This window comes from Curtobacterium sp. GC_Cur_3, from assembly GCF_026544205.1.
Taxonomy (GTDB): domain Bacteria; phylum Actinomycetota; class Actinomycetes; order Actinomycetales; family Microbacteriaceae; genus Curtobacterium.
The window spans coordinates 152,804-161,616 of sequence record NZ_JALNUI010000005.1 but is presented as its reverse complement, the minus strand read 5'-3'; the positions used below and the strand labels follow the sequence as shown (position 1 = coordinate 161,616).

13 protein-coding genes are annotated in these 8,813 nt (G+C 67.7%); 9 read left to right on the top strand and 4 right to left on the bottom strand.

Annotated features, from left to right (window positions below; translation table 11 throughout):
- Positions 1-84: 84 nt before the first annotated feature.
- Positions 85-207 carry a hypothetical protein gene (locus OXR63_RS04315; RefSeq protein ID WP_267420316.1) on the top strand — a complete coding sequence of 41 codons (123 nt, stop codon included), beginning with the start codon at positions 85-87 and terminating at the stop codon, positions 205-207.
- Positions 208-374: 167 nt separating this feature from the next.
- Here OXR63_RS04315 and OXR63_RS04310 read toward each other — a convergent pair whose 3' ends face one another.
- Positions 375-686: an ArsR/SmtB family transcription factor gene (locus OXR63_RS04310; protein ID WP_267420314.1), complete on the bottom strand. Its 312-nt coding sequence runs from the start codon at positions 684-686 to the stop codon at positions 375-377.
- Between the two features lie 49 nt (positions 687-735).
- Between OXR63_RS04310 and OXR63_RS04305 the strand changes: the two genes are divergently transcribed.
- Both OXR63_RS04305 and OXR63_RS04300 read left to right on the top strand, forming a co-directional pair.
- Positions 736-1,935, top strand: a complete 1,200-nt coding sequence (locus tag OXR63_RS04305; RefSeq protein WP_267420312.1) for an MFS transporter — start codon at positions 736-738, stop codon at positions 1,933-1,935.
- A gap of 158 nt (positions 1,936-2,093) precedes the next feature.
- Positions 2,094-2,231 carry a hypothetical protein gene (locus tag OXR63_RS04300; protein WP_267420311.1) on the top strand — a complete coding sequence of 46 codons (138 nt, stop codon included), beginning with the start codon at positions 2,094-2,096 and terminating at the stop codon, positions 2,229-2,231.
- Between the two features lie 265 nt (positions 2,232-2,496).
- Here the strand turns inward: OXR63_RS04300 and OXR63_RS04295 are convergent, their stop codons facing one another.
- Positions 2,497-2,961 carry a hypothetical protein gene (locus OXR63_RS04295; protein ID WP_267420310.1) on the bottom strand — a complete coding sequence of 155 codons (465 nt, stop codon included), beginning with the start codon at positions 2,959-2,961 and terminating at the stop codon, positions 2,497-2,499.
- 116 nt (positions 2,962-3,077) lie between these two features.
- Positions 3,078-3,224 carry a hypothetical protein gene (locus OXR63_RS04290; protein WP_267420309.1) on the bottom strand — a complete coding sequence of 49 codons (147 nt, stop codon included), beginning with the start codon at positions 3,222-3,224 and terminating at the stop codon, positions 3,078-3,080.
- 607 nt (positions 3,225-3,831) lie between these two features.
- Between OXR63_RS04290 and OXR63_RS04285 the strand changes: the two genes are divergently transcribed.
- From OXR63_RS04285 to OXR63_RS04260, 6 genes are all read left to right on the top strand, one after another.
- Positions 3,832-4,239 (top strand): hypothetical protein, encoded by a 408-nt coding sequence (locus OXR63_RS04285; RefSeq protein ID WP_267420308.1) that lies wholly within the window; start codon positions 3,832-3,834, stop codon positions 4,237-4,239.
- 491 nt (positions 4,240-4,730) lie between these two features.
- Entirely contained in the window at positions 4,731-5,300 is a 570-nt protein-coding gene (locus tag OXR63_RS04280; RefSeq protein WP_267420307.1) for a helix-turn-helix domain-containing protein, read from the top strand.
- Between the two features lie 38 nt (positions 5,301-5,338).
- The gene (locus tag OXR63_RS04275; RefSeq protein ID WP_267420306.1) at positions 5,339-6,583 is read left to right on the top strand and encodes an MFS transporter; all 1,245 of its coding nucleotides are present in this window, start codon (positions 5,339-5,341) and stop codon (positions 6,581-6,583) included.
- A gap of 65 nt (positions 6,584-6,648) precedes the next feature.
- Positions 6,649-7,200 (top strand): GNAT family N-acetyltransferase, encoded by a 552-nt coding sequence (locus OXR63_RS04270; RefSeq protein ID WP_267420305.1) that lies wholly within the window; start codon positions 6,649-6,651, stop codon positions 7,198-7,200.
- 71 nt (positions 7,201-7,271) lie between these two features.
- On the top strand, positions 7,272-7,613 hold the full coding sequence (locus OXR63_RS04265; protein ID WP_267420304.1) for a hypothetical protein: 342 nt from the start codon (positions 7,272-7,274) through the stop codon (positions 7,611-7,613).
- Between the two features lie 10 nt (positions 7,614-7,623).
- Complete coding sequence (locus OXR63_RS04260; protein WP_267420303.1) at positions 7,624-8,247, top strand: class I SAM-dependent methyltransferase; 624 nt, start codon at positions 7,624-7,626, stop codon at positions 8,245-8,247.
- Here the strand turns inward: OXR63_RS04260 and OXR63_RS04255 are convergent.
- On the bottom strand, positions 8,244-8,813 hold the full coding sequence (locus OXR63_RS04255; RefSeq protein WP_267420302.1) for an acetyltransferase: 570 nt from the start codon (positions 8,811-8,813) through the stop codon (positions 8,244-8,246). The genes OXR63_RS04260 and OXR63_RS04255 overlap by 4 nt on opposite strands.

Here is an 8,813-nt window from a genome sequence, read left to right as displayed (position 1 = left end):
GCGGACACCATGGCCGTACCGTGACGGGCGCGGTCCGCTGCCCGTCAATCTTCATCAACCCAAGCGCGGGTCGAGGCCGTACTGGTGCGGGGCGCCGAGGTGTTCGCGGAGCGTTGCCCCGTCGCCGGCGGGCACCACCTCGATGACGCGTACACGGTGCCCGACGACGCGAACCTCGCCGACCGCCCGCAGGGCGTCAAGGCATGAGCGCTCGACCCCGCCGCGTCCGCACGACTCTGGACGGTGTCGACGGAACTCGTCGGCCGCTGATGATCCGGAGGCAACGCTGTCGAATGACCGGTCCTGCCTCGACATCGAGCGGGCGGATGGCCGACCGCCGGACCCTGGCGGGTCCGGGCTGTGTTCCGTTGACCTCAGTGGCGTGCGCCCGAGGTTACAGCCAGCAGCAGGCCGGGGAACCGCAGGTTGAGCTCCTCGACGCGCAGGCGGATGTCGTGCGTCCGGCCGTGGACCTCGTACACCACCATGCCCGCCTCTCGGAGCGTCTTGAAGTGGTACGAACAGGTCGCTTTCGACGCGGCGAACGCCGCCCAGACGTCGTTCTTCGGCAACGGCGCGCCGTCGGCGAGCATCCGGACGATCTCGAGCCGGGTGGGATCGCCCAGTGCCTTCAGGACCGTCGCAAGCGGTACGTCCGCCAGGTCGGCGCTCGGGTACTCGGGCATCCGTGTCCAATCGTTCGATGATTCTCTAACGGTCTACTAGCGTGTCCGTATGACATCCTTCGAACGATCGTATCCGGCCCGTGGCATGGGCGCTGCTGCACTGGCGCGCCTGTGGGTCCTCGCTGCTGCACTGTTCGTGGTCGGGACGAACGCGTTCGTGATCGCCGGTATCCTACCGGACCTCGCCGAGGGGTTGCGCACCTCCACCGGGGCGGTCGCCACGGCAATCACCTGGTACGCCGCCGTCGTCGCGTTGGCGTCGCCCCTCGTCGCCACGTTCCTGGCGGTGGTCCCGCGCCGGGGCCTCCTGACGACCGGGATGGCGTTGGTCGGGATCGGCACCGCGGTCACGGCGGTGGCGGGGAACGTCGACGTCTTCATAGTCGGACGCGTCATCGCCGCGCTCGGCGGTGCGGCCCTCGTGCCGCCCGCCACCGCGGCTGCCCCGACGCTCGTCGAGCCGCACCACCGCGGACGCGCGATCGCAATCGTCACTGCAGGATTCGCCGGCGCGATCGCGTTCGGGTCACCGCTCGGCGCGGCGGTCGCTGCCGGGATCGGGTGGCGGGCCGCGCTCGCCGGCATCGCGGTGCTCGCCGGGCTCCTCGCGGTCACGCTCGGGCTGACGATGACAGGCATCCCCGGTGCTGCCGCGCGGTCGCTGCGGGAGCGCTTCAGCGTCCTCGCGGATCGCCGGATTCTCCTCGCGTTGGTCGCGATGGTGTCCTACATGGTGTCGTTCAACGTGCTCTACGTCTTCACCTCGGAGGTCCTCGCGCCGGTCGTCGGCGGGCGTCCCGGCGTGCTCGCCGTCGTGCTGCTCTCCTTCGGGCTCGCGACCCTGGTGGGGACATGGCTCGGTGGGATCGCGGTGGATCGGCGAAGCGGCGTGTGGGCCACCGTCCTCGGCCTCATCGCGATGGCCGCTGTCTACGCGGCGCTGTCCGTGTCCACTCGATCGCTGCCCGGCGCGGTCGTGCTCTACGCCGTGTGGGGCCTCGTCGCCATCGCGCCGCAGATCGGGATCCAGGCCGTCCTCGTCGCGGCCAACCCGGCAGAGATCGGCGTCTCACTGTCGTGGTACTCGACCGCGACGTACGTCGGCATCGCAGTCGCCCCTGTCCTCGGTGCGGGTGCACTCCACCTCGGCGCGTGGGCGGTGTTCCTCGCGGCGGGCGTGGCCGCACTCGTCGCGCTCGCACTCGTCGCCGTCTCGACGCGCGCCGGCAACGGCCGATCGGCGGCGTGAGTCGCCGCCCATGCATCCGACACCGACACGCATCAGCGCCGGATCGTGCTACTCGAACGCCCGCGATGCTCTGCGGACGCAGAAGCGCCCATGGACGCCGCTCGCGACTCAGCCGCCGATCCCCTGCAGAGACACAGGGCGTTCTCTAGGCTCGGAACATGGAACCCGCAGGACTGCTGGCCGTCGTGAACCCGCCGGGCGCATCGAACAGTCTGCCGCCGCACATCTGGATCGCTGCGGTGGTCGTGATCCTGATCGTGGGCGCTGCACTGTCAACCCGGCGACGGCGAAAGTAGTCCTCGTGATGGCTCCCGTTCAAGTGGTCGTCGCCTTCGCGATCGGAGCCGCGTTCCTGATGGCAGCGATCGGATACGCCTTCTATCGGAAGCTCCAAGGCTCAACGGAGCCAACGAACCGGCTCTCAAATGCTCTCGCCACCGTAGGGGGAGTGATTGCGGGCGGTGCGATGCTCTGGGGGCTCGCGCACCAGGGCATCTTCACCTGATCATTCGTCGGGTGACCCGACGGCCATGTCCGCAGAAGGATCCGCAACCGAAACGTTCACGATCTGTCGTCGCTGTCTTTGCTGTGTCGCGACGTGGTGACGAGAAGGTGGATGCCGAAGGATGCAGCGACCACGCCTCCGACGAGACTGGGGATCCCGAACGCGAGATCCCCCGCCACCAGACGCACGAAACCGACCACGACGAAGACAGACCCCAGGACCGCGCTCGTGATGTGGACCCCTTGCGTGTATGAGCCTCGGAGTGCCCGACCAGCCGCGAGGTCGGCGTCCATGAAGCGCTTCTGCCGTTCCGATTGCTCGTTCTCGGGCTTCCGCCCAATGCGTCGCTCAATGAGCATGAGGACCACAGCAACGATCATCAGCGAGTAGAAGACCACCGCACCAATCACGGTTGCTCCCTGTTTCAGACCGGTTGACTCGTCACCGCCCGAGTCTGTCAGCCACGCTCGCTCATCTCGCTGCGAAGCCAGCCAGGTTGCCCGCGAGCGTGGGTCGGTCAAGATATCGCTCGGCCTGTCTGGATAGCCGGTGGGTTACCGGCCGGGACCGGTGTCGCTGATGTGTCCCGGACGACGATCCGCTACCGAACGAGACGCCCCAGCTCTCCGAGGGACAGTCAGCGCTTGCGGCGAAGAAACATCGTGACTCCGACAGCGACGATCGCCACGATCACGAGGACGAACGCCCACAGAGGAATCGTGGCGCCCGACTTCGGACTGACAGCAGCGAGCATGACGACCGCGGAGGCGACGAGTGCGTTCACGTGCCTGAGACTAGGGGCGACCGCTGTCTCGTTACCCGATCGGCTTATGGGTATCCCCCGAGCCGGGTGGTGTTGCAACGTCCGCCTGAAACCAAGATCGGCTACTGAGACAATTCCAAGCGTCTAGGTCAGGAAGAGCGCGGTCGAGCGCAGCGCACAGCGTACGTTGGCGCCTGTGCCCTTTCGCCGAGTACTCGCGTTGACCGTCGTCGCCCTGGGCGGAGCTGTCATGACGCTTGTTGGCGGAATGAAGGTCATCCATGGCGGTGACCCAATGGCGTTCCTCCTGCTGATCGCGGGCGTCTTCCTCGTAGTGCTCTCACTTGTCGGCTTCGCCACGAGGGCTAACCGGGTGCGGCGTTCGAACAAGGACGCCCGGTAGCCGATCGGGTAACGGGAACCACGCTGCACGCTGCGGATCGGCCACACTGATGAGGTGCGTTTCGATACTGTCCTGACCGAGGCCGACGTCCCTCCGCTCCGAACTGAGGTCGCTGCCCTCCGGCTCCCGAGACGCCGGCTCGCGCGCGGCGTGAGTGTGCGACGGGATGGTCGCGAACGTCCGTGGCAGTTCCAAGCGGTCGTTGACGAGCGCGACCAAAGTTGGATGTTCGACCGGCAGGGGGACTCGCATCGGGACCGCTATGCGGAGGGCGTGCTTCATTCTGTTGACGGCCCGTCCGAGGTGAGTTTCGCGCGTAGCGGCGCAGTGGCCCCTCCTGTTCGATTGCTCACTCCGGAACTGCTTCTCCTGTGGGGGGCGCCCGCGAGCTATTCACCGATGCTCGTCCAGCGAATCAAGGAGCACTGGCTGCTGTTCACGTTTGAGCACGAGTTCGACCCCGCGCAACGCACGACGCTGGTCGTCGACGAGCGCGACGGAGTCGCACACCGCTCGTACGACCTGGGTCAGATCACAGTGCTCACCGAGCTCCGCGTCATAGAAGACGACGAGCCGATCCCCTCGCGTCCACGCTTCTCACGACTGCAGGAGTGGCCCACGCTCGAGTACTGAGAACGTGTCTGCACGGACCCGTCCGTGTGCGGATGCGTCACTGAGACAAGTTCGCCTCTTGACACCGGAGTCTGCAGTGCGACCGTCAGCTGTCTAATGCATGAGCCCAGAGCATCAGTAGAACTCCTGAGGCGGCGACGACCCCGATTCCGAACCAGAACCAAGGAGCACTTGCGCCGCGGTCTGCTCTGGCCCGGCCGACCCCATCACGGCGAACTGCGATCACGACAGCACGACCGATGAGTCCACAGCCCACCAGCGCGACGCTCACGATCCCAGACCACGTCCACCATGAGAACTCCATGTGGCAAGGATGCCGGATCTGATCGGCTGCATCGAGAGCGACCGCGCGGGCAGTTGTCGTCTCGATAGCCGATCGGCTAACGGGACCCCACTGAGCAGTCAAATGTCCGTCGATCTGAAAGTCATTTGCAGATTGTTCCTCGACGCCCTACGATCTGAAAGACCGTTTCAGATCGCAGGGAGTCGTCGTGCAGGAAAATCGTCCGAACCTCGCTAACCCGGGGGTCCTCGATGCGTTGTCCCACCCGGTGCGTCTCGACGTCCTCGGATACCTCGCCTCTTCGGGCCCAGCGACGGCCTCACAGTGCGCCCGCGCGGTCGGGGACACTCCGTCGAACTGCAGCTACCACCTCCGGGTGCTGGCTTCCCACGGGTTGGTCGAGCCGGATCCCTCGGGCGATGGTCGCTCCCGGCCGTGGCGCACGAGCATCACCGGGTTCACCACCGACGACGTCGACCCGGCCGACCTGGCTGGCGTCGACCGGATGCTGGCTGCTTCGGTCGAGCTCGACCACCACCTGCTCCGCGAGTACCTTCGCGGCCGCGACGTCGTACCGCCGGAGTGGCGGACGGTGGACCTGCACGCCTCCTACGGCCTCGCCCTCTCGCCGGCCGAGCTCGCCGAGGTCATCGAACGACTCGACGCGGTCGTCCGGCCGTACATCCAGGCGACCCGGACGGACGCACCCTCCGACGCCGAACACGTGCACCTGTCGCTCAGTGCGTTCCCGCGGTTCGGGTTCGGACCGGGCCGGTGATGACGACGACCACCCGTCCCGGGCTCAGGGGCTCAGCGATGGCTGTACCCGCGTTCCGGCGGCTCTGGCTCGCCGGGCTCGTGTCGGACACCGGCGATTGGTTGATGTTCATCGCTCTGCCGCTGGTCGTCCTCCAGCTCACCGGTTCCGCAGTCGGCACGTCGTTCGCCTTCCTCCTCGAGCTCGCCCCGCCAGTGCTGCTCGCTCCGGTCGTCGCACGGGTCACCGACCGGTTGTCACACCGGTTGGTGATGGTCGTGGCGATGGTCGGGCAGGCGCTGACGCTGCTGCCGTTGCTCCTGGTGCACGCGGCGTCGGACCTGCCGATCGTCTACGGAGTCATCGTGGCTCAAGCATCGTTCGGCGCATTCTTCCTGCCGGCGAAGAACGCGCTCCTGCCAACACTCGTCGGACTCGAGCGTGCGAACTCGGCGAACGCGCTCGTCGGGCTGAACAACGACCTCGGCCGGATCGTCGGTGGCCCGCTCGGTGGTGTGCTCCTCGCGGTCGGCTCGTTGAGCGCCATTGCGCTCATCGACATGGCCTCCTACGTCGTCGCGGCTGCCCTCGTCCTCAGCCTGCCCCGCGAACGCCGAACCAACCCGGGCGGGCATCCCAGCACGCACCCAAGCGCGCCGAAGCCCAGCGGCGTCCTCCACGCCCTCGCCCACCGGCCGACGCTGCACCTCGTCCTGGTGAACACCGTCGCATCGGTCGCACAAGGACTCTTCCTCGTCCTGTTCGTCTTCTTCGTCACCGACGTGATCCGCGGGAACGAAGCCGACGTCGGCCTCCTCCGCGGCGTGCAGGCGATCGGAGCCATCGGCGCCGGGCTCGTCCTCGGCGTCCTTGGGGCCAAGATCGACGCCTTACGGCTCGCTCTCATCGGCACTAGCATGCTGACGCTCATCACCATGCTCTGCTGGAACGCGTCGTTCGTCACCCATGCCGTGCCGCTCTACGCGCTGCTCTTCGCCATGATCGGGGTACCCGCGGTCTTCATGGGCGCGGGACTGACCAGCCTCCTGCAACAGGCCACCCGCGGCGCGCACCGGGGAAGCGCCTTCGCCGCACTCGGCCTCGGCCAGGCGATCGGCCAGGCGATCGGAATAACGGCCGCGGGGCTCCTGCAGGAACCGCTCGGCACACTGCCCCTGCTTGAAGCCCAAGCCGGCACCTACGCGCTCACCGCGATGCTGGCCATCGTCCTGCTCCCACGACGTTCACGCACAACTTCCGGCCGGCCCGCGCTGTCAGAGCCCGCTCCAAGTTCGTCCGATTGACCATCCCCAACTGGACTGTAGCTAGCGGACTGCTGCGCCGAGAGGCATCCTTCTAGGCTTGCCGGATGACCATCGATGTCGAGCCGCGCCTCTTTCGCGCCGAGGACGCTCCAGAGCTGACGGCTCTGCTGAACTCGGCATATCGAGAGCTGCAAGAAGCGGGCTTGAACTTCACCGCAGCCACCCAAGACGTCGAGACAACTCGACAGCGGGTGGCAGAGGGCGTCTGCTGGGTGGTGGAACACGACGGCCGGGTGGCCGCGAGCATGACGATGTCCGTGCCTCCGCCGGAGGACGTTCGACCGCTGTCCGCGCACGCTCGAGTGGCAGGCACCGGATGGTTGTGCCAGGTGGCAGTCGGGCCAGAGCTGCGTGGTCGCGCCGTCGCGAAGTCGCTGTTCGAGGTCGCCGTGGCGTGGGCCGTGCGGCATGGCATGACGACGATCGGGCTCGACACCGCAGCACCTGCGGGGCACCTCGTCGCCATGTACGCGCGGTGGGGCTTCGAACACGTCGACACGGTGCGCTTCCCCGGCAAGAACTACGACAGCGTCGTGATGACGCGAAGGGTGACCGGCCAGGAGGACCCGCAGACATCGCCCAACAGCCGTTCTTGATCCTGTGAGACGCCGCCTCGGATGCGGGCTCCCTTGGGAAGCACGAGTGAATCGGGACCTACGCTCGGGTCATGCCAGAGAACGCCACGGATGCGTGGTTCGGAGTCCGCTGCGTGTTCCGCCACGGCGGGAGCACGTACGAGGAGCGCATCGTCATCGTCCTCGCCGCTGACTTCGATCACGCGATCGCGAAGGCTGAGGACGATGCCGCTGAGTACGCCGATGACGTGAACGCGGAGTACGTCGGGCTCGCTCAGGCCTTTGCGCTCTTCGACGACCTCGGTGACGGTTCGGAGGTCTTCTCCCTGATGCGGGACTCTGACCTCACCCCTGACGAGTACCTCACCGCCTTCTTCGACACGGGAGACGAGCGGCAGCACGATGCCGGTCGGTCGTGGCCGAAGTCCTCCTAGGCTTCTGCCCATGCCATCGGATGCCCTCGCCGCCTACGGGCGCCGCGCTGCGGAGTACGCCGAGCACCTCGGGTCGATGGCATCGGTGCACCCGTCCGACGTGCACCTCGTGACGACGTGGGCAGCCTCCGTCGACGGCACGCTGCTCGACGCCGGGTGCGGCCCCGGCCACTGGACAGCGCACCTCGCCGGGCAGGGCATCAACGTCCGAGGCGTCGATCAGGTCCCCGCCTTCATCGACCACGCTCGCAGCACCTACCCCGACGTGCCCTTCACGCTCGGCAGCATCGACGCCCTCCAGGACCCAGCCGACACGTACGGCGGCGTCCTGGCTTGGTACTCCCTCATCCACCACGAGCCGAGCGCGATCCGCCGCCCCCTCGACGAGTTCGCGCGGGTCCTTCAACCGGGCGGCCACCTCCTCGTGAGCTTCTTCCTCGGGGACGCCCTCGAGCCCTTCGACCACGCGATCGTCACCGCTTGGCGCTGGCCGGCCGACCTCCTCGCGCAGGAGCTCGAGGCCGCAGGCTTCGACCTCGTCGAGACGCACACCCGCGCCGCTGCTAATGGGACGCCCCGCCCTCACGGCGCGATCGTCGCGCGCCTGAAGGGCACCGACCAGGCGCCCTCCTAGCGACCGTCGGGCGCCAGCGTCACCCACTCCTCGTCGCGCACGTAGCCGACCACGTCGTTGGCGGCCAGGATCGCCGCGTTGTCGGCCGAGCCTCCAGTCCGGAACCGCGTGACGCCGTCGGCGAGCAGCGCCAGCACCGACGCCGCCTTGGCAGCGACACCCAGACCTCGTCCGCGCCAGGCCGGGTGCACGACCGTGAAGTCCGTCTCGGCGTCCGACCCGTCGACGTCGACGAACGTCATCGCGACCAGCTCCCCGCTCAGGAGGAACACCCCGAATGCCCGCCGCGACTCCGAAGGCGTCGCACGCTGCCGGTCGAGCGGCGTGTGCTGCGTCGCGATGCTGCCCGGGTAGTCCCCGATGGTCAGGGCATCGAGGGCAAGGACGGCGTCAACGTCGGCATGGCTGAGCTCGCGCACCGAACCGACATCGGCCGTCCGGGCAACGAGGCCCTGCAACCGGGGCTGATCGACCGCGTGCGCGTCGAGCTGCGCGCCGAACGAGCGGGCGACGACGGTCCACCCCTGCGCCTCGAGCTCCCACCGCTCCGGTGCGTCCGCGGGCAT